This window comes from Pseudomonas sp. KBN12P06040 (genome assembly GCF_037574965.1).
GTDB classification, from domain to species: Bacteria; Pseudomonadota; Gammaproteobacteria; order Pseudomonadales; family Pseudomonadaceae; genus Pseudomonas; species Pseudomonas aeruginosa.
In genome coordinates, this window is sequence record NZ_JBBELS010000001.1 from 77,898 (window position 1) to 102,404 (window position 24,507).

Annotated in this window: 15 protein-coding genes and 3 pseudogenes; 17 read left to right on the forward strand and 1 reads right to left on the reverse strand. The window is 61.1% G+C overall.

Going from position 1 to position 24,507, the window contains the following annotated elements; translation table 11 throughout:
• Positions 1-99 precede the first annotated feature (99 nt).
• The 17 genes and pseudogenes from tpsA2 to VQ067_RS00450 all read left to right on the forward strand — a co-directional run bounded on the left by tpsA2 (position 100) and on the right by VQ067_RS00450 (position 22,764).
• Positions 100-10,731 carry a two-partner secretion system putative hemagglutinin TpsA2 gene (tpsA2, locus tag VQ067_RS00370; RefSeq protein ID WP_079758976.1) on the forward strand — a complete coding sequence of 3,544 codons (10,632 nt, stop codon included), beginning with the start codon at positions 100-102 and terminating at the stop codon, positions 10,729-10,731.
• On the forward strand, positions 10,731-11,060 hold the full coding sequence (locus VQ067_RS00375) for a hypothetical protein (RefSeq protein ID WP_049347895.1): 330 nt from the start codon (positions 10,731-10,733) through the stop codon (positions 11,058-11,060). Before tpsA2 ends, VQ067_RS00375 begins: the two co-directional genes overlap by 1 nt.
• Before the next feature lie 424 nt (positions 11,061-11,484).
• The gene (locus tag VQ067_RS00380; RefSeq protein ID WP_071533946.1) at positions 11,485-11,727 is read left to right on the forward strand and encodes a CPCC family cysteine-rich protein; all 243 of its coding nucleotides are present in this window, start codon (positions 11,485-11,487) and stop codon (positions 11,725-11,727) included.
• 181 nt (positions 11,728-11,908) lie between these two features.
• A complete protein-coding gene (locus tag VQ067_RS00385; protein WP_023094285.1) occupies positions 11,909-12,601 on the forward strand; it encodes a transposase in 693 nt (230 codons plus the stop codon).
• Positions 12,602-12,666: 65 nt separating this feature from the next.
• Positions 12,667-13,020, forward strand: coding sequence for an EndoU domain-containing protein (locus tag VQ067_RS00390; protein ID WP_071534145.1), 354 nt, complete (start codon positions 12,667-12,669; stop codon positions 13,018-13,020).
• A gap of 13 nt (positions 13,021-13,033) precedes the next feature.
• On the forward strand, positions 13,034-13,387 hold the full coding sequence (locus VQ067_RS00395; protein WP_223677471.1) for a hypothetical protein: 354 nt from the start codon (positions 13,034-13,036) through the stop codon (positions 13,385-13,387).
• 241 nt (positions 13,388-13,628) lie between these two features.
• A pseudogene (locus tag VQ067_RS00400) lies at positions 13,629-15,938 on the forward strand (DUF637 domain-containing protein); the annotation flags it as partial.
• A 481-nt stretch (positions 15,939-16,419) separates the two neighbouring features.
• Positions 16,420-17,576, forward strand: a protein-coding gene (locus tag VQ067_RS00405; RefSeq protein WP_105446839.1) for an IS3 family transposase whose coding sequence is annotated in 2 segments (ribosomal slippage) — positions 16,420-16,678 and positions 16,678-17,576 — 1,158 coding nt in all. Because the reading frame shifts where the segments join, the coding sequence is not laid out codon by codon here.
• A 115-nt stretch (positions 17,577-17,691) separates the two neighbouring features.
• Positions 17,692-18,195, forward strand: coding sequence for a polymorphic toxin type 50 domain-containing protein (locus VQ067_RS00410; RefSeq protein ID WP_128622390.1), 504 nt, complete (start codon positions 17,692-17,694; stop codon positions 18,193-18,195).
• A complete protein-coding gene (locus VQ067_RS00415; protein WP_019485604.1) occupies positions 18,192-18,509 on the forward strand; it encodes a hypothetical protein in 318 nt (105 codons plus the stop codon). The genes VQ067_RS00410 and VQ067_RS00415 overlap by 4 nt, the downstream gene beginning before the upstream one ends.
• 230 nt (positions 18,510-18,739) lie before the next feature.
• Complete coding sequence (locus VQ067_RS00420; RefSeq protein WP_003114586.1) at positions 18,740-19,441, forward strand: transposase; 702 nt, start codon at positions 18,740-18,742, stop codon at positions 19,439-19,441.
• A gap of 249 nt (positions 19,442-19,690) precedes the next feature.
• Positions 19,691-20,203 (forward strand): hypothetical protein, encoded by a 513-nt coding sequence (locus tag VQ067_RS00425; protein WP_071534148.1) that lies wholly within the window; start codon positions 19,691-19,693, stop codon positions 20,201-20,203.
• Between the two features lie 94 nt (positions 20,204-20,297).
• Positions 20,298-20,707 (forward strand): annotated as a pseudogene (locus VQ067_RS00430) (transposase); the annotation flags it as partial.
• A 171-nt stretch (positions 20,708-20,878) separates the two neighbouring features.
• Complete coding sequence (locus VQ067_RS00435; protein ID WP_169311240.1) at positions 20,879-21,412, forward strand: hypothetical protein; 534 nt, start codon at positions 20,879-20,881, stop codon at positions 21,410-21,412.
• Positions 21,413-21,622: 210 nt separating this feature from the next.
• Positions 21,623-21,880 carry a hypothetical protein gene (locus VQ067_RS00440; RefSeq protein ID WP_124080958.1) on the forward strand — a complete coding sequence of 86 codons (258 nt, stop codon included), beginning with the start codon at positions 21,623-21,625 and terminating at the stop codon, positions 21,878-21,880.
• A gap of 111 nt (positions 21,881-21,991) precedes the next feature.
• Positions 21,992-22,189: pseudogene (locus VQ067_RS00445) on the forward strand (transposase); the annotation flags it as partial.
• A 179-nt stretch (positions 22,190-22,368) separates the two neighbouring features.
• Positions 22,369-22,764 carry a hypothetical protein gene (locus VQ067_RS00450; RefSeq protein WP_003083536.1) on the forward strand — a complete coding sequence of 132 codons (396 nt, stop codon included), beginning with the start codon at positions 22,369-22,371 and terminating at the stop codon, positions 22,762-22,764.
• Positions 22,765-23,028: 264 nt separating this feature from the next.
• Here VQ067_RS00450 and VQ067_RS00455 read toward each other — a convergent pair whose 3' ends face one another.
• Entirely contained in the window at positions 23,029-24,438 is a 1,410-nt protein-coding gene (locus tag VQ067_RS00455) for an MgtC/SapB family protein (protein WP_019484681.1), read from the reverse strand.
• Positions 24,439-24,507 lie beyond the last annotated feature (69 nt).

Below are 24,507 nucleotides of genomic sequence, written 5' to 3' on the forward strand. Positions count from 1 at the left end.
TCCTGAACGCTTTAGGAAAGCGCCTACCTGCATCGAGGCCCTTTCCTTGGAAAACCTTGCTTAACCTCGCCGGGCCCCTACCCGCCAAGGAGTAACGATATGGACATCCGCAGCCCGCTGAACCAGTGCATCGCCCTGTCCCTGGCCGGCATCCTGTTCCTCAACCCGATCGTCGCCGCGGCGGCGGGGCTGGCGCTGGACAAGGCCGCCGGCGGCAACACCGGCCTGGGCCAGGCGGGCAACGGCGTGCCCATCGTCAATATCGCCACGCCCAACGGCGCTGGGCTGTCGAACAACCATTTCCGCGACTACAACGTCGGCGCCAACGGGCTGATCCTCAACAACGCTACCGGCAAGACCCAGGGTACCCAGCTCGGCGGGATCATCCTCGGCAACCCCAACCTCAAGGGCCAGGCGGCGCAGGTGATCCTCAACCAGGTCACCGGCGGCAACCGCAGCACCCTGGCCGGCTACACCGAGGTGGCCGGGCAGTCGGCGCGGGTGATCGTCGCCAACCCGCACGGCATCACCTGCCAGGGCTGCGGCTTCATCAACACGCCGCGCGCGACCCTCACCACCGGCAAGCCGATCATGGACGGCCAGCGCCTGGAGCGCTTCCAGGTGGACGGCGGCGACATCGTCGTCGAAGGCGCCGAACTGAACGTCGGCAACCTCGAACAGTTCGACCTGATCACCCGCAGCGCCAAGCTCAACGCCAAGCTCTACGCGAAGAACCTCAACATCGTCACCGGCCGCAACGACGTCCAGGCCGACAGCCTGCAGGCCACGCCGCGCGCCGCCGATGGCAGCGAGAAGCCACAGCTGGCGATCGACAGCTCGGCGCTGGGCGGGATGTACGCCGGGGCGATCCGCCTGGTCGGCACCGAGCAGGGCGTGGGGGTGAAGCTGGCCGGCGACATGGCCGCCAGCGGCGGCGACATCCGCATCGACGCCAGCGGCAAGCTGAGCCTGGCCCAGGCCTCCAGCCAGGGCGACCTGAAGATCGCGGCCCAGGCCGTGGAGCTGAACGGCAAGACCTACGCCGGTGGCAGCGCCGAGATCCGCAGCGCGGAGGAACTGGTCAACCGGCAGAGCCTGGCGGCGCGCGAACGCATCGCGCTGGAGGCGGCGCATATCGACAACGCCGGGGTGATCGAAGCCGGCGTCGAGCCAGACGAGCGGCGCAACGCGCGCGGCGACCTCGAGCTGCGCAGCGGCACCCTGCGCAACGCCGGCAGCCTGGTGGCCAGCCGCGCGCTGGAAGCGAAGGCGAGCCAGGCGCTGGACAACCAGGGCGGCAGCCTGAAGGGGGCGACCGTCCGGGTCGACGCCGGGCACCTGGACAACCGTGGCGGCAAGCTGCTCGCCGAGGGCGAACTGCGGGTCGAGGCGAGCAGCCTGGACAACCGCCAGGACGGCCTGTTGCAGAGCCGGGACCGCGCCGTGGTCAAGACCCGTGGCGATCTCGACAACCGTGGCGGCCAGGTGATCGGCCTGAACGACCTGGAGGTCGGCGCGGCGACGCTCGACAACGGCCAGCAAGGCCTGCTCGGCAGCCAGCAGTCCACCCGCGTCAGCGCCCAGGCGCTGGTCAACCGGGGGGACGGCGAAGTCTCCGGCAAGCGCGTCGAGGCTCGCGTCGGCAGCCTCGACAATCGCGGCGGCAAGCTGATCGGCGACGACCTGCTGGTGGTCGCCAGCGGTGCCATCGACAACCGCCTCGGCTTGTTCTCCGCAGCCAACCGCCTCGACCTGCGGGCGCGCAGCCTGGACAACAGCGGCAAGGGCACGCTGAGCAGCCGGGGCGGCCTGGAGGTCAGCCTCGGCGGCCTGCTGGACAACCGCGATGAAGGCAACCTGCTCAGCCAGGGCGCGCAGCGCGTGACGGTGGGGCAACTGGACAACCGCGCCGGCGGCCTGCTGTCGAGCCGCAGCGAGTTGAACGTCCACGGCGCCAGCCTGGACAACCGTGGCGGCGTGCTGGTGGCCGACGCCGGCCTGAGCGCCACGGGAGGCGCCTTCGACAACCGCGACGGCGGCAGCGCCAGCGGCAAGGCTGGCGTGCGCGTGGAGGTCGCCAGCCTGCGCAACGACCAGGGTGGCAAGCTGCTCAGCGATGGCCGCCTGGACCTCGCAGCGAACGCCGTCGGCAACGCCGGAGGGCGTATCGCCGCCAAGGGCGACCTGCAGGCGACGCTTGGCAGCCTGGCCCAGCAAGGTGGCGAACTGGTCAGCGAAAAGACCCTGAAGGTCGCGGCCGACACGCTCGACAACAGCCAGTCCGGGCTGATCGCCGCGAATGGCGGCATCGCTATCGAGGCGCGGCAGGTCGACAACCGCGCCGGCGAGATTTCCAGCACCTCGAAGGTCGCCGTGAACGCCCGCGAGCAACTGGACAACCGCGGCGGCAAGGTCATCGGCGACAGCGGCCTGCGCCTCACCGTGCAGCGCCTGCTGAACCAGGCCAAGGGGGTGCTGGCCGGACGCGACGGCCTGAGCCTGGACGGCGGCGAACTGTTCAACGGCGACGGCGGTCGGCTCGACAGCCAGAACAGCCTGAGCGTGAGCCTCGGCGGCGTGCTGGACAACCAGGGCGGCGCGCTGGTCAGCGAAGGCAGCCTGACGGCGCGCGCCGCGCGCCTGGACAACCGTGGCGGAACCTTCTCCAGCGCCGGTGCGCTGGCGCTGACCAGCCAGGCCGCGCTGGACAACCAGGGCGGCAGGCTGCTCAGCGATGCCGGCGTGACGCTGAAGGGCGCCAGCCTCGACAACAGCCGTTCCGGCGTGATCAGCGCCAAGGGCGCGGTGGATATCCGCACCGGCGTGCTGGACAACAGCCGCAACGGCGGCATCGGCAGCAACGCCGGCATCACCCTGGTGGCCGCCCGGTTGGACAACGGCCAGCAGGGCCGGATCAGCGCCAAGGGCCTGCTCGACGCCAACCTGAAAGGCCTCGACCAGCGCGGAGGCGGCGTTCTGGTCAGCGAAACCGGCGTCACCCTCGACCTCAATGGCGGCACGCTGGTCAACCGCGACGGCGGCCTGATCGCCACGCCCGGCGCGCTGCTGCTGCGCCAGCTCGGCGCGGTGGACAACGGCGCCGGCGGGGAAATTTCCAGCGACCGCGCCTTCACCCTCGCCGCCGCCAGCCTGGACAACCGCGGCGGGCGCCTGATCGGCGCCGACAGCCTGACCCTGCGCATCGCCCAGGCCCTGGACAACAGCCTGGCCGGGGTGATCTCCGGCGCCGCCGGCCTGGACATCGCGGCCGCTCGCCTGGACAACAGCGCCAAGGGCACCCTGGCCAGCCGCGCCGGCATCGACCTGCGCGTCGATGGCGCGCTGGACAACCACGCCGAAGGCACCGTCTCCGGCGCCCGCCTGACGCTCGCCAGCGCCTCGCTGGACAACAGCGGCAAGGGCCTGCTCTCTGGCAACGCCGGCCTGAGCGTCGTCACTGGTGCGCTGGACAACGCCGAGGGTGGCCAACTGATCAGCCAGGGCGTGCTGGACGTCAGCAGCGCCGACCTCGACAACCGTGGCGGCGCCCTCAGTGGCAAGCAGTCGCTGCGCCTGAGCGCCGCCAACCTGGACAACCGTGGCGGCCTGCTCACCAGCGACGGCGAACTGGAACTGACGGCAGGGCGCGTCGATTCCGCCGACGGCGGCGAAATCTCCGCCCGGGGCGACCTGCGCCTGACGGTCGAGCGCCTGGTGCAACGCCAGGGCCGGCTGATCGGCGAGCGCGGCGTCAGTCTCGACCTGCGAGGCGGCGACCTGGATAACCAGGGCGGCCTGATCAGTGCCCGCGGCCCGCTGAGCATCGAGCGGCTGAACGTCCTCGACAACCGCCAGGGCGGCGAGATTTCCAGCCAGCAGGGCTTCGAGCTGCTGGCCAGGCGCATCGACAACGGCCAGCAGGGGCGCATCATCAGCGCCGGGAAACTGCGCCTGGACGCCGACGCGCTGGGCAACGCCGGCGCCGGCCTGCTCTCCGGATGGCAGGGCCTGACGGTGACAGGCGGGAGCCTGGACAACAGCGCCGGCGGCACCCTTTCGAGCAAGGACGGCGAGCTGGCCATCAGCCTCGGCGGCGCGCTGGACAACCACGGCCAGGGCGCCCTGGTCAGCAAGGGCGCGCAACGGATCGACGCCGCCAGCCTGGATAACGCCCAGGGCATTGTCTCCGGCGAAAGCGACGTGACCCTGAGCATCGCCGGGAAGCTGGACAACGGCCAGGGCGGCCTGGTCTCGGCGCAGCGCGCGCTGAGCTTCGAGCGCGACGATACGCTGCTGAACAACGCCGGCGGCCGGATCAACGGCGGCAGCCTGCTGCTCAAGGGCGCCAGCCTGGATAACAGCGACGGCCAGTTGATCAGCCAGGGCCGGCTCGACGCCATCCTCGGCGGCGCCCTGGTCAACGCCGGCGCGGCGCGCCTGGCCAGCGGCGGCGACCTGCTGCTGCGCAGCGCCAGCGTCGACAACCGCGGCGGCAAGCTGGTCAGCCAGGGGCTGCTGGAGATCAGCGCCGGCAGCCTCGACAACAGCGCCTCCGGCACCCTCGCCAGCCAGGCCGACATGAGCCTGCGCCTGGGCGGCGGCGCCCTGCGCAACCAGCAGGACGGGCTGATCTTCAGCCAGGCCGGCGCCCTCGAGGTGCAGGCCGGCAGCCTGGACAACCGCCAGGGCACGCTCCAGGCCCAGGGCGACAACCGGCTGCGTATCGGCGGCGCGCTGGACAACCAGGGCGGCCGCCTGGACAGCCGGGCCGGCAACCTCGACCTGCAGAGCGGCAGCCTCGACAACGGCGCCGGCGGCGTGCTCAACAGCGCCAAGGGTTGGCTGAAGCTGGTCACCGGGCTGTTCGACAACAGCGCCGGCGTCACCCAGGCGCAGTCGCTGGAGATTCGCGCCGGGCAAGGCGTACGCAACCAGCAGGGCCATCTCTCGGCGCTGGGCGGCGACAACCGCATCGTCACCGCCGACTTCGACAACCAGGGCGGCGGCCTCTACGCCAGCGGCCTGCTCAGCCTCGACGGCCAGCGCTTCCTCAATCAGGGCGCGGCGGCGGGCCAGGGCGGCAAGGTCGGCGCCGGGCGCATCGACTTCAGCCTGGCCGGCGCGCTGGCCAACCGCTTCGGCCAGTTGGAAAGCGAAAGCGAGCTGCACCTGCGCGCCGCCGCGATCGACAACAGCGGCGGCAGCCTGCGCGCCCTCGGCCGCAGCGGCAGCACGCGGCTGGTCGCTGGCGACCTGAACAACGCCTACGGCGTGCTGGAAAGCGCCAACCAGGACCTCGACCTGCAACTGGGCAGCCTGGCCAACGCCGGCGGGCGCATCCTCCACACCGGCAACGGCACCTTCGGCCTGGATTCCGGGCAGGTGATCCGCGCCGGCGGCGAACTGACCACCAATGGCCTGCTGGACATCCGCGCCAGCGAATGGACCAACAGCAGCGTGCTGCAAGCCGGACGCCTGAACCTGGACATCGGCACCTTCCGCCAGACGGCCGAGGGCAAGCTGCTGGCGGTGCAGTCCTTCACTGGCCGCGGCGGCGACTGGAGCAACGACGGCCTGCTGGCCAGCGACGGCAGCTTCCGCCTCGACCTGAGCGGCGGCTACCGTGGCAACGGCCGCGCCACCAGCCTCGGCGACTTCGCCCTGAACGCCGCCAGCCTCGACCTCGGCAACGCCGCCAGCCTCGCCGGCGGCGCCAATGTCACGCTCGGCGCCGGCAACCTGCTGGTCAACCGTGGGCGGATCACCGCCGCCGGCGACCTCGTGGCCAGCGCCGCGAGCCTGAACAACTACGGCACCCTGGGCGGCGGCGGCAACCTGCGATTGAACGCGCCCGCCCTGCTCAACGAGCGCGGGTTGCTGTTCAGTGGCGCCGACATGACCCTGCGCGCCGGCGACATCACCAACCTCTACGGGGATGTGTACAGCCTCGGCAGGCTGGATATCGCCCGCGACGATGCCGGCAACCGTGCCGCCAGCCTGCGCAACCTTTCCGGGGTGATCGAGAGCGGCAAGGACTTCAGCCTGCGTGCCAGCCTGATCGAGAACCGTCGCGCCGTGCTGGAAAGCAAGTCGGGCCTGTACACCGCGAAGATGGAGCAGACCGCCTGCATCGAAGGCGTCAACGCGGGCGACTGCAGCGGCAAGCGCAACGCCATCTGGACCATCACCCAGCGCGACAAGACCGAGGTCACCGCCAGCAGCGCCATGGGGCAACTGCTGGCCGGAGGCGACTTCGCCATCGACGGCGGCACCCTGAACAACCTTTCCAGTCTGATCGGCAGCGGCGGCAACCTCACCGCCAACCTCGAAGTCCTCGACAACCAGGGCCTGGAAACCGGCGAGCTGGAAACCATCCGCGTGCTGCGTACCGCTCGCGGCGGCGATATCGGCGGCATCGACCAGAAGTCGCGCAACTTCACCAACCTCTACTGGTACCAGAGCGCCAACTTCGACCCGGCGCGCGCGGGCGAGATCCCCGCCGCGCTCAACGCGATCCTCAGCGACTGGTCCTTCGAGTACGAATTCCCGAGCAAGGGGCCGACCCCGATCAGCAGTGGCGACCAGTCCTACGCAGCGGTGATCCAGGCCGCCGGCGACGTCACGGTCAATGCCAGCACGCGCATCGACAACGGCGTCACCCGCCCCGGCTACACCTTCGTCGGCAGCGGCCGCCAGGTGGGCGACAGCGCGGTGGGCGGCAGCGGGGTTTCGGTGGTCGTGCCGCTGACCTCGCAACTGCCGCCCGACCTGGCGCGGCGCCAGGTCAACCCGGTCACCCTGCCCGGCTTCAGCCTGCCCCAGGGCGACAACGGCCTGTTCCGTCTCAGCTCGCGCTTCGCCGAGGACGGCAATGGCAGCGCCGCGCTCGGCGCCGGCGCCGACCGCACCCAGGGCGGCAGCGGCGTCTCGGTCGGCCAGCAAGGCGCCGGCAACGTCGCCGGTACCTGGCAGGGCCAGGGCGTGCGAGTCGACGGCCTGGCTGGCGCGGCCAACGTCCAGGGTCAGGGCGGCAGCACGCTCGGCGGTAGCCTGCCGGGCGTCGCCCGGGTCCAGGGCGTGCCCGGCAACGCCACGCCGAGCGCCAGCCACAAGTACCTGATCGAGACCAACCCGGCGCTCACCGAGCTGAAGCAGTTCCTCAACTCGGACTACTTGCTCAGCGGCCTGGGCATGAACCCGGACGATAGCAAGAAGCGTCTCGGCGACGGTCTCTACGAGCAGCGGCTGATCCGCGACGCGGTGGTGGCGCGCACCGGCCAGCGCTACATCGACGGGCTGAGCAGCGACGAGGCACTGTTCCGCTACCTGATGGACAACGCCATCGCTTACAAGGACAAGCTCCAGCTGCAACTGGGCGTAGGTTTGAGCGCGGAGCAGATGGCGGCGCTGACCCACGACATCGTCTGGCTGGAAGAGGTCGAGGTGAACGGCGAGAAGGTCCTCGCGCCGGTGGTCTACCTGGCCCAGGCGGAGGGTCGGCTGGCACCCAACGGTGCGCTGATCCAGGGCCGCGACGTGAAGCTGGTGAGCGGCGGCGACCTGCATAATGTCGGCACCCTGCGCGCGCGGAACGACCTCTCGGCGACAGCCGACAACCTCGACAACAGCGGCCTGATCGAGGCCGGCAAGCGCCTCGACCTGCTCGCCGGCGACTCGATCCGCAACCGCCAGGGCGGGGTCATCGCTGGGCGCGACGTGAGCCTCACCGCGCTGACCGGCGACGTGATCAACGAACGCAGCGTGACCCGCTACGACAGCGCGCTCGACGGCCGCACCTGGGAGCGCAGCTTCGCCGACAGCGCCGCGCGGGTGGAGGCGGCGAACAGCCTGAACGTCCAGGCCGGACGCGACATCGCCAACCTCGGTGGGGTGCTGCAGAGCCGCGGCGACCTCAGCCTCGACGCCGGACGCGACGTCACCGTCGCCGCCGTCGAGGACCGCCAGGGCCAGACCCGCTGGAACACGTCGCGGCTACAGAGCGTGACCCAGCTCGGCGCCGAAGTCAGTGCCGGGCGGGACCTGAACGTCAGCGCCGGGCGCGACCTCAGCGCAGTGGCCAGCGCCCTCGAAGCGCGCCGCGACATCGCCCTCTCCGCCGGGCGCGACGTGACCCTGGCGGCGGCGGCGAACGAGGAGCATGCCTACAGCAAGACCAGGAAGGTCACCTACCAGGAAGACAAGGTCGCCCAGCAAGGCACCCGCGTGGATGCCGGGGGCGACCTGGCGATCAATGCCGGACAGGACCTGCGCCTGATCGCGAGCCAGGCCAGCGCCGGCGACGAGGCCTACCTGGTGGCCGGCGACAAGCTGGAACTGCTGGCCGCCAACGACAGCAACTACTACCTGTACGACAAGAAGAAGAAAGGCGACTTCGGCCGCAAGGAAACCCGGCGCGACGAAGTCACCGACGTCAAGGCGGTGGGCAGCCAGATCAGCAGCGGCGGCGACCTCACTCTGCTCAGCGGCGGCGACCAGACCTACCAGGGCGCGAAGCTGGAATCGGGCAACGACCTGGCCATCGTCAGCGGCGGCGCGGTGACCTTCGAGGCGGTGAAGGACCTGCACCAGGAGAGCCACGAGAAGAGCAAGGGCGACCTGGCGTGGCAGTCGTCGAAGGGCAAGGGCCAGACCGACGAAACCGTGCGCCAGACCCAGATCGTGGCCCAGGGGAATCTGGCGATCAAGGCCGTGGAAGGGCTGAAGATCGACCTCAAGCATATCGACCAGAAGACCGTGAGCCAGACCATCGATGCGATGGTGCAGGCGGATCCGCAACTGGCGTGGCTGAAGGAGGCCGAGCAGCGCGGGGATGTGGACTGGCGCAGGGTGCAGGAGGTGCACGATAGCTGGAAGTACAGCAACTCGGGGCTGGGGGCTGCGCCGTCACTGGCCATTGCCATCGTTGCGGCTGCTTACCTCGGCCCGGTGTATGGCCCTATGGCCAGCAATCTTGCCGTTGGCACCATCAATAACGGTGGCGACCTTGGCAAAGGGCTGCAACACGCCACCAGCTCCAGTGCTCTCAAGAGCTACGCCATCGCGGCGGCCACGGCTTACTTGACCACCGAGTACTTCGACAAGGTGCTGGACACCAAGACCAACGTCGATACCAGCAAGGTCACGGTGGACCTGAGTACCGTCAGCGGTGCCAGTCGCTTCGCCGCCAACCAGGCGATGCAGAACCTCACCAGCACGGCCTTGGGTAAGGCTATGGGACAGGGTGGCAGCTTCGGCGATGCCCTCAAGGACAGTCTCTACAATACCTTTGCTGCCGCCGGCTTCAACGCCATTGGTGACTTCGGCAAGACCCACAAGCTGGAAACCGGAAGCGCGCAAATGGTGGTGATGCATGCGCTGATGGGGGGCTTGGCCGCCCAAGCGCGTGGCGACAGCTTCGCTGCTGGAGCGATTGGTGCAGGACTCAACGAAGCACTGGTGAAGGACCTGGACAAACTGGTCAGCAGCTACTCGCCGGAAAATCGCGAGGCGATGCTGGCCATGGCCTCGCAACTGACGGGGCTGGTCGGGGTAGTCGCGAAGGACCCCGGTGCCAGTTACAAGGAGCTTGAAACGGGGAGTTGGGCGGCGAGGAATTCTGTCCAATACAACTACCTAAACCACGAAGAAAACCAGGAACGCTTCGAGGCCAAGAAGGCATGTAACGGCGGAGACTCAACCGCTTGTGGCCGCGTCGATGAATTAAACCAACTCGACCGGAGTCGCGATCTGGCACTACTTACGGCCTGTTCTTCGGACGGTAGTAGCACGACATGTACAGCGCTGCGTAAAGAGGCTTGGGAATCTGCCCAGAGTTTGAAACAGGCCAGTTGGACTCCAGAAGCACAAGAGCAGTACCGGCAAGCCATGCAGAACCCGCAACTGATGGCATACACCATTGAGGGCGAGCTGCGCAGCATCTACCAGATCAACGACCCGATAACGGCAGCTGATTCCAAGCGGCTGGCCGAGGCGATGGCCAGCTTGGGTTCTGACTTCATCCCAGGTTATGGCGATGGCAAGGCGTTTGTCGAAGCGCAAGACCCCTTCGACTATACGATGGCCGGAATAGGCTTGGTGCCGGGCATTGGGGATGGCGCTGCGAAGATCCTGGCCAAGGCGAAGGCACTTTACAAGGAAGGTAAAGTATCCGAGGCTGCTGATTTGGTCGAGGGACTGGGTAAGCTGCCGGCTCCGCAAGGGCCAAAAGGAACTGGAACGGCGCTGCGTGAAGTAGAAGTTAGCTCTGGCAGCAAAGGGTCATGGACTAAGGAACTCAACAAACCAGAGCCGAACACGATTTATAAAGTGGACGGGAACAAGACCTATCAGACAGATAGTCTTGGGCGTGTTGAGAAGGTTGAGTCCAACCTCTCGCTGACGAAGAGTGACCGGAATACTTATCAGCAGTGCATTGCTGGTAAATGCGGGGTTAGTGGCGATGAAGGTGGCCATCTGATTGCAAGTATCTTCAATGGGCCAGGTGAGAAGCTGAACCTGCTTCCCATGAATGGGAACTTGAATAAAGGTGCCTGGAAGTCCATGGAGAACACTTGGTCATCTGCGCTCAAGCAAGGGCAGATGGTCAGTGTGAAAATTGAGCCTGTCTATTCTGGCTCATCTGTGCGTCCTGATAGATTTACTGTCAGATACTCTATTGATGGTGGTCGCCCTGTCATTGTCGATTTCAAAAACTCACCGGGTGGTATTTGATGGGCGATCAAGAGTTATATCAGAAAATTGGACAGCTTTTAGTCGATGCTGGCCCAGCGGATGCTAGGGAAATAATAGTTCGGGCGGAGCTTTTCTCAGAGGGCGATGGAGGGAAGTATGAGTTTGACTATGTTGATCAGTCTGGTGAGTTGAACTGGTTTGATCCGGATGGGCGTGCTGTAGGGGATTTGACAGAGTTGCTGGTCCAATTGCGCGATTATTTTTCAGCCAACAATTTGACCGCTGGAGAGGGGGGGTGGTCTGGATGTGTAATTAAATTACACGTTGATGAAATGAAATTTGGTATTGCATTCAACTACGGTAAGTAGTGTTGTTTTCAATAAAAATAGCCCCGGCACTCCCGGGGCTATTGAATCGGCGGCGACGGTGGCAAAACGTTCAGTTCTGGGCGTGACTGCCCTATGATCGGCCTTAGCCATGGTCAGCTCCTTCTTAGCTGCTTGTGGTTAGCGGGCCGTAGGTGTTGACGCACCTACGGCCCGCGTCTTTTTGCACCGAATGAAAGGGACAGATTTATTTTCTCTACTCTAAATTTTCTGAGCATGGAGGCTCCAGCGCAGATGCCGTAAAGGAAATTCGCGATGCCTAGGTAAGGGCGCATGGTTTAGCGAATTATTTGCTTTGAGCGTTTCAGAGTGGGCGCAGTCGCCGAAATTAGAGTAGTAAAAATAAATCTGTCCCCTTTTTTTCAGGACGGCATTAACTATTGGAATAGGCAGTAAGGAGAGCCCAGTGAGATATCCTTGCCCGTGCTGTGGATACTTAACTTTTGATGAGGAGCCGTGCGGAACTTATGAAATATGTCCCGTGTGTTACTGGGAAGATGACATTGCTCAGAATAAAGACCCTGATTATGATGGTGGTGCTAACGGGATAAGTCTGAACAATGCCAAAGAGAACTTTTTTAAATATGGAGCGATAAAGCGGGTATTTTTAAAAAACGTCAGGAAACCTTTGGATGACGAATCACTATGACCATAAGGGGTAAAGGATCCCAAAGGGGGGTAAGCCAAAAAGAAAAGATTTATTTTTACTACTCTAAGTCTAAAAGGCAGGTAGGCTTCCTCCTTTACCATAAAGGGGACAGATTTATTTTCCCTACTCTAATTTTCTAAGCAGGGAGGCTCCAGCGCAGACGCCGTAAGGAGGCTCCGCGATGCCTAGGCAAGGGCGAGTGGTTTTACCGAATTATCCGCTTCACGTGGTCCAGCGGGGACACAATCGGCAAGTGGTATTCGCCGAGGACGAGGACTACCAGCGTTACCTCTCCGATCTACGGGACCTCAAGGATGCCTTTGGTATCAAGGTCTACGCATTTTGCCTGATGACCAACCATGTCCATCTGCTCTTGGCGCCTGGTGATTCGCTGTCTGGCTTGGCGCAACTGATGAAAACGCTGGCGGCGCGCACGACACGATATCGGAATCGCTTGGAGGGCCGTTCCGGAACGTTGTGGGAAAGTCGCTATAAATCGAGTGTCGTACAGAGCGATGCCTACCTGCTGGCGTGTTGCCGGTACATCGAACTGAACCCTGTTCGGGCGCGGATGGTGGACGATGTGGCGGCCTATCCCTGGTCAAGTTATGGGCTGCGGGCGGATTGGTTGAAGGAGCCAAACTGGTTGGATATGGATCCCTGCTTCATTGAGCTAGGTCAGACGGCCGAAGAGCGATATCGGCGATACGTAACGTTCGTGAAAGAGGCGATACCGGCCGAGGAATTGAGGCTAATTCGCGAGGCGGTTCAGCGTGGACAACTGACGGGAAATCAACGGTTCGTGGACGAGATCGAACGGGTAGCCGGGGTGAGAATAGAGCGGCATGGGCAAGGGCGGCCGAGATTAGAGTAGGGAAAATAAATCTGTCCCCTTTTTTTCGTCCCCTTTTTTTCACGATTGACTTTGATGGCCACATTATTCGAGCGGAAGTAAAACCAAACGGAAATGTGGTGGGCGGGCACTCAACTGTTACGGGAGATGTACGCGTTATTCCTGGAACCGAGTCGGTGCCGAACGCTCAAGGTGTGTATAGCGCTAAAATTGAAGTGGCAGACCCAGCAAATCCGGGAAGTTACTTGCCAAAGACAAACAATGGCGGAGTATCTACGATGTTTCCAAAATCTTGGACTGCAGATAGGATAAAGGTAGAGGTTGATGCTGCTTTCCAAAATAGGACAGTCACAGGAAATAAGTGGAATGGAACTACGCCAAGTGGCGTAAGGGTCGAAGGTTATCTTAGTCCTAAGACTACGGTTTATCCGAAATTATAGGTGAAAGGGTTAAATGAAGATTAGATATTTTTGGACTGGGGAAGGTGAGAATAAAGAGCCTAGCTGCCAATCTGATGTTTTAAGTGATGATGGCATAGACCTATTAGCATGTTTATTTGTCGATCATGGGGGGCAGAAATATGAAAGCTCCATAGCTTGGTTAGATGAAGGCTTGTCTAGGGTCAATCAGATAAGGCGTGGTGCTATTGAATGTTCTGACTGGAGTCGTGATAGCTGGGGTGTTGAGTTGAGAAATGGAATGGCAAGAATATACTCCTTGTATGATGAGGATTGCTCCGCCGCTATTGCGCTTGATGATTTTGAGAGAGCCTTATTAGGTTGGAAGAGATTTATTCAAGCCGATTGAGTCTCTGTAATGAGATGAAGGAGACAGATTTATTTTTGCTACTCTAAAGCTAAAAGGCAGGTAGGTTTTCCCCGTTCAGTAATTCCTTGCTCTTTAACAATTTACATTTTCGATTTAGAAGAAGAGCACCGTGCAAGACCTCACTGTCGCCACATCCGCAGAGTCCTGAACCCCCGGCCCCGTTATCCCTGGCGGGTCGCTCGCCGGGGCAACGCATGCGTTGCCTGTTTCCGACTCGCCCCACAAGGACCAACTGCACCTGCAACTGGGTGTGGGCCTGAGCGCGGAGCAGATGGCGGCGCTGACCCACGACATCGTGTGGTTGGAAGAGGTCGAGGTGAACGGCGAGAAGGTCCTCGCGCCGGTGGTCTACCTGGCCCAGGCGGAGGGTCGGCTGGCACCCAACGGTGCGCTGATCCAGGGCCGCGACGTGAAGCTGGTGAGCGGCGGCGACCTGCATAACGTCGGCACCCTGCGCGCGCGGAACGACCTCTCGGCGACAGCCGACAACCTCGACAACAGCGGCCTGATCGAGGCCGGCAAGCGCCTCGACCTGCTCGCCGGCGACTCGATCCGCAACCGCCAGGGCGGGGTCATCGCCGGGCGCGACGTGAGCCTCACCGCGCTGACCGGCGACGTGATCAACGAACGCAGCGTGACCCGCTACGACAGCGCGCTCGACGGCCGCACCTGGGAGCGCAGCTTCGCCGACAGCGCCGCGCGGGTGGAGGCGGCGAACAGCCTGAACGTCCAGGCCGGACGCGACATCGCCAACCTCGGCGGGGTGCTGCAGAGCCGCGGCGACCTCAGCCTCGACGCCGGACGCGACGTCACCGTCGCCGCCGTCGAGGACCGCCAGGGCCAGACCCGCTGGAACACGTCGCGGCTACAGAGCGTGACCCAGCTCGGCGCCGAAGTCAGTGCCGGGCGGGACCTGAACGTCAGCGCCGGGCGCGACCTCAGCGCAGTGGCCAGCGCCCTCGAAGCGCGCCGCGACATCGCCCTCTCCGCCGGGCGCGACGTGACCCTGGCGGCGGCGGCGAACGAGGAGCATGCCTACAGCAAGACCAGGAAGGTCACCTACCAGGAAGACAAGGTCGCCCAGCAAGGCACCCGCGTGGATGCCGGGGGCGACCTGGCGATCAATGCCGGACAGGACCTGCGCCTGATCGCGAGCCAGGCCAGCGCCGGCGACGAGGCCTACCTGGTGGCCGGCGACAAGCTGGAACTGCTGGCCGCCAACGACAGCAACTACTACCTGTACGACAAGAAGAAGAAAGGCGACTTCGGCCGCAAGGAAACCCGGCGCGACGAAGTCACCGACGTCAAGGCGGTGGGCAGCCAGATCAGCAGCGGCGGCAACCTCACCCTGCTCAGCGGCGGCGACCAGACCTACCAGGGCGCGAAGCTGGAATCGGGCAACGACCTGGCCATCGTCAGCGGCGGCGCGGTGACCTTCGAGGCGGTGAAGGACCTGCACCAGGAAAGCCACGAGAAGAGCAAGGGCGACCTGGCGTGGCAGTCGTCGAAGGGCAAGGGCCAGACCGACGAAACCGTGCGCCAGAGCCAGATCGTGGCCCAGGGGAATCTGGCGATCAAGGCCGTGGAAGGGCTGAAGATCGACCTCAAGCATATCGACCAGAAGACCGTGAGCCAGACCATCGACGCGATGGTGCAGGCGGATCCGCAACTGGCGTGGCTGAAGGAGGCCGAGCAGCGCGGGGATGTGGACTGGCGCATGGTGCAGGAGGTGCACGATAGCTGGAAGTACAGCAACTCGGGGTTGGGGGCTGCGCCGTCACTGGCCATTGCCATCGTTGCAGCTGCTTACCTCGGCCCGGTGTATGGCGCAATGGCCAGCAACCTCGCCATTGGCACCATCAACAATGGCGGTGACCTTGGCAAGGGGCTGCAACAGGCCACCAGCGCTGACAGTCTGAAAGGGTACGCCATCGCAGCGGCCACGGCTTATCTCGTCAGCCCGCAGTTGGACAAGGCATTCGGCGTATCCAGTGACAACATCAACAAAGTCACCAAAGGATTCAAGCTCAGCACAGTTGAGGGAATCGGTGGATTTGCTGCCTACAGCATTGCCCAAGGCTTTGCTCAATCGGTCATGCAGCAGGCCGCCTATGGCGGCAGCTACATCGACAACCTCGGTAATGCCATGGCAGGTCAGGCGCGCAACCTGGGAATGGCGGTAGGTTTCAATTTCATTGGCGACTCGGTCAAATACCCTGATGGCAGCCCGCCGAAAATCATGGCTCACGCCCTGATGGGAGGTCTGCTGGCCGAAGCCTCCGGCAGTGACTTCAAGACTGGAGCGGCGGCCGCTGGTGCCAACGAGGCCATGATCAACCTCCTTGGGAAAATGGTAGGTGGCGATCAAAACCTCGAACTGATGGCCTCGCAACTCGTTGGCGTAGCCGCGGCAAGTGCGGTCAATGGCGATGTGAGTCTGGGCGCCGAGATCGCCAAAAGCGGGACGGCGTACAACCGGCAGCTACACCCAGATGAAATCAAATTCGCATCGGATGTGGAGCGCGTCAAACGTTATGCCCAGGAAAATGGGCTGAGCGAGGACACCGCCCGCAAAGAGCTTCTCAGCACGGCCGCCATGATGGTGGACAATGGCTGGAACCAGGCCTTGGCCGGCACAGACATCAACGCTGCCCGGGCTGCTCAGTATCTGCGTACGGAGCTGGGCACAGGCCCGGACAGCAATCTCTTCCAGGTGACCCAGGCTGACTACTACAACGAGCGGGTGGGGCTGACGGCGCTATTCAAGAACAAGGAGGCCCTGACCAGCGTTCTGGAAAACATAGCCCTAGCGAATCCCGCGAGCTATACGAGGGACCCCGCGAACCGTGCGGAAGTGCTGAATGCCAAAGGTGAAGGTAGCCAAGCGGGCTTTGGGCTGGCACTGGAAGGGATCGTCAGCGCGCCTTCAAAAACTGCCTTGTGGTTGATGGGTGATCTTGCCCAGTCCCAGTGGACACCCCGTTAAGCGATAAACTGCAACGAGGTGAATCATGGCAAGACAAGCAACCCCAATGAAACAGACCCGCACCCGCCATTCCCAAGCCTACAAGGACGAAGCGCTGGCTTTGGCCGAGCGCATTGGCGTCAGCAAGGCTGCCGAACAGCTCGGCCTGCATGCTTCCCAGCTCTACGGCTGGCGGAGCAAGAAGCACCAGACTCAGTCCGGCAGCGAGCGCGAGCAGTCGCTGGCCGACGAGAATGCCCGACTCAAGCGGCTGTTGGCCGAGCACGCCGAGGAGCTGGCCATCGTAAAAAAGGCCGCCGCGTACTTTGCCAAGAGCCTCAAGTGAAGTACGCCTTCATGAGGACTCATACCGCGCATTTCTCGATCCAGGCCATGTGTCGCGTGTTGGGCGTTGCCCGCAGCGGTTACTACGCTTGGTGCTCTCGCAGGCCGTCAATGCGCCAGCGGCGAAGAGCCGAACTGGATCGGCAGGTCGCTCAGGCATACAGCGCACGCAAGGGCCGCAGCGGGGCTCCACGGCTTTGCCACGACCTGCGGGAAGCCGGCCTACCCTGCAATCGCAAGACGGTAGCCGCCTCGATGCAACGGCAAGGACTGCGTGCCAAGGCCGCCAAGAAGTTCAAGGCCACGACCAATTCTCAGCACTCCCTGCCAGTGGCAGAGAACTTGCTCAAGCAGGATTTCAAGGCATCTGCGCCAAATCAGAAATGGGTGGGTGACATCACCTACCTGTATACGGAGGAAGGCTGGCTGTATCTGGCAGTGGTCATCGATCTGTATTCACGGATGGTGATCGGCTGGGCCATGAACGAACGCATGACGGCCGACTTGGTTTGCGATGCCTTGCACATGGCGCTGTGGCGACGTAGGCAGCCTAATGACGTGATCGTGCATAGCGACCGCGGCAGCCAGTACTGCTCAGCGGCTTACCAGGAGCTGATCCGCGCCCATCACTTGCGATGCAGCATGAGCGCCAAAGGCAACTGCTACGACAATGCCTGTGCAGAGAGCTTCTTCCACAGCCTGAAGGTCGAGTGCATCCACGGCGAGCGCTTCACGAGCCGCGCCCAGATGCGTGAAACCGTGTTTGAATACGTCGAAACCGATTACAACCGCCAGCGGCGACACAGCACGCTGGGGCACATCAGCCCAGAGGCCTTCGAGGCCAGGATGTGTGCTTAAACCCGTGTCCACGGCTGCTGGGCAAGATCAGGGTGCGCTAACCTGTTCAAGCTGTGCGGAGCGGGATATCCAGAACGCTTGGAACTCGGTTGCCTCGTTACCTGAAGACATCCGTATGAAAGGCTATCTGGATGCCTTGCACACCATGCAAGGCCAGGGTGCCAGCGTGGTGCGGGACAACGCCGCGAGTTCGACTGCATTGGGAGTTGAGGTTGGGCTGGCCATTGATGGAGGGTTGGCAGGGGCAGGCAAGGGCGTCGTTACGGATGGTCCGAAAGGAATACTTACACTGAAAGATTTCCCTGATGTCTCTACCAAGATAAGCCAGAAGCAGCTTCGCCATATTGCTGGAACACAGCAGCTTGAGGCACGGGGAGGCGGTGGTTTCTTAAACAGTGTCTCTGATGCTCAAAAAGTGCTTGATGCCTACCATACCGGCCAAGTGAAAATCCTAGGGAGAAATGCTCAGGGATTCCCAGTAGTCAAGTTTGAGGGCGTTACTGGAACTAACGTTAATCTCGGTGTTGGTATAACTGATCAGGCAACCAATGTATTTATTATCAAGGGCACAAAGAGTCCAAGTATTGTCCCTACAAATCCAAACTGGAGTCCCAAATGAGTAGCCAGCCAACGTTGGAAGAATGGAATTTTCAAGTGTTAATGCTAATTCAAGCGTTGGTAGGTGCGATATCTGCCAATTTTAGAATGATTGCATTGTTATGGGATGGCGATGAGTGGGTATTGAGATTTTATCTTGAAGAGAGCAACGAAGAGGACGTTGAGGAGATTGAGGATGTTGTTTGCCAATATACGGCATATCAGGGCTCTAGTTTGAGATGCAGGTCTGAGTTGATCGTGGGGCGTGAACGCCTTCCGGGGCTTTCGGAGGTGGGTAGGGTTGTATACCGTCGCAGAGAGTCTTTTGATATTTAGTTGGGGCAAAAGGTAGCTCCGGCGCAGAAAGTGCTATCAATCAAGGCAGGCTTAATTCTCAGCTCCTGTCTGAGGAGGTTGCGAATGGCCACGCGTTCCAGAAACATTTAGTCGAACGGCAAGAGTTTGTTGATCTTGCGCCAACAGCATAAAGGGGACAGATTTATTTTCCCTACTCTAATTTTCTAAGCAGGGAGGCTCCAGTGCAGACGCCGTAAGGAGGCTCCGCGATGCCTAGGCAAGGGCGAGTGGTTTTACCGAATTATCCGCTTCACGTGGTCCAGCGGGGACACAATCGGCAAGTGGTATTCGCCGAGGACGAGGACTACCAGCGTTACCTCTCCGATCTACGGGACCTCAAGGATGCCTTTGGTATCAAGGTCTACGCATTTTGCCTGATGACCAACCATGTCCATCTGCTCTTGGCGCCTGGTGATTCGCTGTCTGGCTTGGCGCAACTGATGAAAACGCTGGCGGCGCGCACGACACGATATCGGAATCGCTTGGAGGGCCGTTCCGGAACGTTGTGGGAAAGTCGCTATAAATCGAGTGTCGTACAGAGCGATGCCTACCTGCTGGCGTGTTGCCGGTACATCGAACTGAACCCTGTTCGGGCGCGGATGGTGGACGATGTGGCGGCCTATCCCTGGTCAAGTTATGGGCTGCGGGCGGATTGGTTGAAGGAGCCAAACTGGTTGGATATGGATCCCTGCTTCATTGAGCTAGGTCAGACGGCCGAAGAGAGATATCGGCGATACGTAACGTTCATGAAAGAGGCGATACCGGCCGAGGAATTGAGGCTGATTCGCGAGGCGGTTCAGCGTGGACAACTGACGGGCAATCAACGGTTCGTGGACGAGATCGAGCGGGTAGCCGGGGTGAGAATAGAGCGGCGTGGGCAAGGGCGGCCGAGATTAGAGCAGGGAAAATAAATCTGTCCCCTTTTTTCTGTGTTCACTATCACTCCGAGTGAACTGAAGGATGTACTTCAGAGCAGCCCTGTTGTTAAGTCACCAGTTATGGCATTGCCTGATGGGCAATTCGTGAGGACCGTTGATGTAGGTAAAGTAATTGGCACTACCAATTTAAAGGATGGAGGAGTGCCCACCTCGGTATTAAAAATACTTACTGACAGAGCTGGTAATTTGATCACAACCTTCCCAATCAAGGCGGTGGATTAATTGAGCTATCTTCCAATACGTGTATGGACTGACTTTCAATCAGCTGTAAGACTGCTGAGCGCTGAGGCTTCTCCAAAAGAAGTTCTTGATTTAATTCTAAATTGGATAAAAAGGAATAGAAAATTTTTCCTGTCTGGCTCATTTGCTGTTTATGGGTTTGAGGAGTTCCTGGGTCTAAGTGGAGAGGAGATGCCTGTTAACTTTTCAAATTTTTCATCATCCGAGTTAGAGAATTTTAAGAAATTTACTTTCAAATATCAGGCTAAGGATGTGGACTATATTGCGCAATTTTTAAGAGATGTTATTGAGGCTTTGATAACTGTAGAGGTTGATAAAAAATGTCCTAATTGTAATTCTGAAGGGATGCATGTCTTTATAGGGAAGTATAATAACCTAGTGGCTTATCAATGCAATGTGTGTGGGCACTCGCAATACTCGGACGGCTCAAAAGTAGAAGTCGGCGGTTTGGAGTTTATAACGGAGAGAAAGCTTCGAGATCTAAAGTTAATTTAAAATTTCATAAGCATAAAGGGGACAGATTTATTTTCCCTACTCTAATTTTCTAAGCAGGGAGGCTCCAGCGCAGACGCCGTAAGGAGGCTCCGCGATGCCTAGGCAAGGGCGAGTGGTTTTACCGAATTATCCGCTTCACGTGGTCCAGCGGGGACACAATCGGCAAGTGGTATTCGCCGAGGACGAGGACTACCAGCGTTACCTCTCCGATCTACGGGACCTCAAGGATGCCTTTGGTATCAAGGTCTACGCATTTTGCCTGATGACCAACCATGTCCATCTGCTCTTGGCGCCTGGTGATTCGCTGTCTGGCTTGGCGCAACTGATGAAAACGCTGGCGGCGCGCACGACACGATATCGGAATCGCTTGGAGGGCCGTTCCGGAACGTTGTGGGAAAGTCGCTATAACTGGCGTGTTGCCGGTACATCGAACTGAACCCTATTCGGGCGCGGATGGTGGACGATGTGGCGGCCTATCCCTGGTCAAGTTATGGGCTGCAGAGCATAAAGGGGACAGATTTATTTTCCCTACTCTAATTTAAAGGAGATAAAACATACACGTTCTACTCAAGATCAAAAACTACGGGGCTACCTTCTGCGGAACTAAAGATAGGTGGAAATAATAAGAAAAATATTGCTGTAAAGATTCGTTTTGAAAATCCTTAGGGGTGTAATATGAATAGTTCCTGTCAGCATGTTTTATGTGGTTTGATGGACTTTTCAAAGAAGCTTCCAGATAATGTTGTTAAGGTAAAGAAAGGGATGGCATTTTTTGTTGAGAGATCGGCTCTATATAGTTTGAGTATTTTAAAATTGTTATTTTTTGTTAGCGTTAATTGTGGTGCGAAAAAAATATTTTTCTGCTTTTTGGTAGCCCAAAAAAATAAATTTGAGATCTCCTCGGTTTATGAGGTTGATCTGCTTGAAGTTAATTTTACTGAGATAGAGAATAGGCTGTTTTCTTTATATGAAGAGCATGTTTTAGTTGGAGAGGTAGGTAGAATAGTAGCTTTTTCAGATATGGTCTCATGGGTTCTGTATGAAGAGGTTTTAGAAGAGATAGGGGTTTTGGTTATGTTGGATGAAACGAGATCTGTATATTCGAATTTTGATTTTGGCGAGTTCGTTAGTAGAGAGTTTATGATGGAGCAGGCTGATTTGGGTTTATACCGTAAAGAGTACGTAGATAAACTTATTTCTAATTATTAACATAAAGGAAGAGTTTTTATTTTCCCTATCCTAACTTCTGAACACGGAGGCTCCAGCGCAGGCTCCGTCAAGGGGGCGACATGCCTAGGTAAGGGCGCATGGTTTAGCGAGTTATTCGCTTTGGGTTCGGCGTGGGCGCAGTCGCCGAAACTAGAGTAGTAAAAATAAATCTGTCCCTTTTTCTCAAGCAAAGCCGACAGTCAATACGCTATGCATGAGTTTGTTGGTGGTTGCTGGTTTGTTTTTGAAGGCGCTCACTTTTCAAAAAGGATAACTAATGAATATACAGATGGTCGAGAAGAGTCTGCTGGAAATAAAGTGATTCAAGAGTTTGGTTCCCGTTCTTGTATTGATGCTCTTTCCAGAGAGTATTTGTTAGAGGGGGTTCTCGAAGTTCAGCCGGGGCCGGGCTGGGTGCTTTGGTATATTTATGCGAAGTCATTTCACATTGAGATTCCAGACGTTTGAAGCCCCCCGGTTCTCGCCCGGGATAGAGAACAAAGGGGACAGATCTATTTTCCCTGCTCTAATTTTCTAAGCAAGGAGGCTCCAGCGCAGACGCCGTAAGGAGGCTCCGCGATGCCTAGGCAAGGGCGAGTGGTTTTACCGAATTATCCGCTTCACGTGGTCCAGCGGGGACACAATCGGCAAGTGGTATTCGCCGAGGACGAGGACTACCAACGCTACCTCTCCGACCCTCAAGACCTCGAGGATGCCTTCGGTATCAAGGTCTACGCATTTTGCCTGATGGCCACCCATATCCATCTGCTCCTGGCGGCTTGCCGGCCCTCCTTTCTACTGCTCCGTCGCACAGCGCCCCAATGTACTAGTACACCGGAAACCGCCGTCTCCCGTTGAACGGGCGGGCCCCGGCCCCCTACCATTCGCAGCACACCGACCCGCGCAAAGGGAGCGGGATGCCGCGTAGGCAGGCCGCCATGGAAGGAGAAGCACATATGCCGGTACTGGCTCTGAGACTCACCGCCCTGGCGGCCCTTGCGATCAGCGTGTCGGGGTGCGTCATGGAGGCCTATGGCAGTCGCGCGCGTAGCGATGCGCAATCCTGGATCGGCTTGCCAATCCAGGACGTGATCAAGCGCTTCGGCGAGCCGGAACGCGTGACGGGGGATGCCGCCAGGCAGAAGTACGTGTGGAAGGAGTACGAGAACTATAGCCACGACTACGACTACACCTACTACGAGCAGGGCCATGGCAATACGCCCAACAGCTCGGTCCTGAACCAGAAGACCGGCACGGCCAACCAGAGCGGCTATTACACCTGCATCTACGAATTCTTTGCCGACGCCTCGGGCCGGGTGGTCGATGCGACCGCGCGGGGTGAGTGCCGCTAGTTCCAGGCGCTCTTCACGCCGCAAAGGGCGATTGGCTCAGCCAGCCACCGCCTTGTCTCCGACCTCGCAGAGACGCCTCAGTCCAGCGCGGAGGCGTCCCCTCCCCTCGCTCCGCCGTGATCGCCAGGCCGCCCTGCCTCACCCGGGTCCTGGTCCGGTCCTCGAAACCCGGCCGTTGCAGCCAGTAGCCGCGCAGGTTGATGCGGGGCGCCAGGCGGTTGCCGTCGCGTTCGTCCAGCGGCGCTCCGGGGTTTCCCCGGCGCCTCACAACAGGATCAGCAGCGCTCCTACCAGCAGCCCCGCCAGGCTGAAGGGTAGCGTTTGCAGGGCCAGCCGCTTGCCGCCCACCAGCACGACCAGGCCGGCCTTGACCAGGCTGTTGCTCAGGGCGGCAAGGGCGATGCCGCGGCTGGCCACGCCTGGATCGAGTTCGCCCTGCGCCGCGCGGGCCAGGGACAGGGTGATCGCGTCGACGTCGGCGAGGCCGGAGAGCAACGCGACCGCATAGATACCGGCGTCGCCGAACAGCCGCCGGCCGACCTCCACCAACAGCAGGATCGCGCTCAGCAGGGCGGCGAAACGCATGGCCGGGAGCAGTTCGAAGGGGTTGCGCAGGCCTGGCTCGTCGGGCGCCTCCTGGCTGGCGCGGCCGCCGCGCAGGGCGTGGAACAGCGTGCCGCCAAGGTAGACGAGGGTGGTGGCGGCGAATGGCAGGGCCAGCTCCTTCAGCAAGGCCGGGTGGATCGCGCCGATCTCGACGAGGATGCGCGGGAACATCAGCGCCGAGGTCGCCAGCAGGGCGCACGCCAACAGGGCGTCGGGCATGCGCTCGCGCAGGCGCGCCAGGGTCAGGGTCATCACCGTGGAGGACACCAGGCCGCCGAGCACCGCGGTCAGCAACAGGCCCTTGCGCGAGCCGATCAGGCGGATGGCCAGGTAGGCGGAGAAACCGAGGGCGGCGATCAGCACCACCATCCACCAGGTCAGGTAGGGATTGAAGAACGCCCAGGGACCATAGCCCTGGTTGGGCAGCACCGGCAGCAGGACCACGGAAATGAACAGCAGCTTGAGGGTGCCCGATAGCTCCTCGGCGGTCAGGCGCTTCAGCAGGGCGTGGAGCTTGTCCTTGAGGCTCAGCAGCAGGGTCAGCACGATGCCGCCGGCGGCAGCCAGCAGGCGCTGTTCGGTGAGGGCGAGGCTGCCGAGGAGGAAGGTCATCAGCAGGGCGATCTCGGTGGTCATGCCCTGGTCGCCGCCACGCCTGACATCGCTCACGTAGCCGGCCACGGCCAGCGCCGCGAGGGCCAGCAGCAAGGCTACCCAGACTGCGCTGCCCAGTTCGCCCGCGAGCAGGGTGGCGAAGCCGCCGAGCAGGCCGGCCAGGCTGAAGGTGCGGATTCCGGCGATCTGCCGCGCATCTTCGTGGTCGCGCTCCTGCCAGCCGCGCTCGGCGCCGATCAGGAGGCCGATGGCCAGGGCCGTGCACAGGCTCAACAACAGATCCAGGGAAAGCGTCATGCTCGATTCCATTCGCCGGGAGAGAGGATGGCGACGTGCCTGTGCGCACCATAGCAGCAGACGACCCCGAGGCGCCCGCACGGCGGTACGCCGTCCGCCATGAGGCCGGCGCTGCCGCCGGTATCCATCGGGTTCTCCGCCCCGGTGTAGGCGCACGGGAGCTGGCGTAGGGAAAGTCCGCTGTTTTTCGGCCGCTGACGGTTCTCTTTCCGCGTGCTCCGACGG

Coding starts and splice junctions, on each gene's coding strand:
- tpsA2 (WP_079758976.1), top strand. CDS start 100: ATGGACATCCGCAGCCCGCTGAACCAGTGCATCGCCCTGTCCCTGGCC.
- VQ067_RS00375 (WP_049347895.1), top strand. CDS start 10,731: ATGGGCGATCAAGAGTTATATCAGAAAATTGGACAGCTTTTAGTCGAT.
- VQ067_RS00385 (WP_023094285.1), top strand. CDS start 11,909: ATGCCTAGGCAAGGGCGAGTGGTTTTACCGAATTATCCGCTTCACGTG.
- VQ067_RS00395 (WP_223677471.1), top strand. CDS start 13,034: ATGAAGATTAGATATTTTTGGACTGGGGAAGGTGAGAATAAAGAGCCT.
- VQ067_RS00410 (WP_128622390.1), top strand. CDS start 17,692: ATGAAAGGCTATCTGGATGCCTTGCACACCATGCAAGGCCAGGGTGCC.
- VQ067_RS00415 (WP_019485604.1), top strand. CDS start 18,192: ATGAGTAGCCAGCCAACGTTGGAAGAATGGAATTTTCAAGTGTTAATG.
- VQ067_RS00420 (WP_003114586.1), top strand. CDS start 18,740: ATGCCTAGGCAAGGGCGAGTGGTTTTACCGAATTATCCGCTTCACGTG.
- VQ067_RS00435 (WP_169311240.1), top strand. CDS start 20,879: ATGAATAGTTCCTGTCAGCATGTTTTATGTGGTTTGATGGACTTTTCA.
- VQ067_RS00440 (WP_124080958.1), top strand. CDS start 21,623: ATGCATGAGTTTGTTGGTGGTTGCTGGTTTGTTTTTGAAGGCGCTCAC.
- VQ067_RS00450 (WP_003083536.1), top strand. CDS start 22,369: ATGCCGGTACTGGCTCTGAGACTCACCGCCCTGGCGGCCCTTGCGATC.